Source organism: Holdemanella sp., assembly GCF_056804935.1.
On sequence record NZ_DBMEXE010000045.1, the window covers coordinates 1 to 253 of the forward strand.

Below are 253 nucleotides of genomic sequence, written 5' to 3' on the forward strand. Positions count from 1 at the left end.
CACTTTGATTACGGATTACCAGAATGAGGGGATGAATGCAGTAAATGAGATTCAAGAATTTTATTGTCTTCCATTAAAGGATATTCAAGATTATGAAAATATCAAGGGTTCTTTAAAGCCAAATGAAATCTATGTGTATTCCAATGTAGAGACAATCAAAGAAAAGACTTTATCTTTATTTGGAAAAGAATATGTTGTGAAGAAACAATTGGATCACTTGAAGATGGATGAGAGCAATCCCAATGTGACAGAA

At 32.0% G+C, this 253-nt stretch carries 1 protein-coding gene; it reads left to right on the plus strand.

The genetic code is table 11. From position 1 onward, the window contains the following. Positions 1-253 (plus strand): hypothetical protein (locus ACZQCL_RS03505; protein ID WP_482481854.1); only part of this gene is annotated, 253 nt, incomplete at both ends.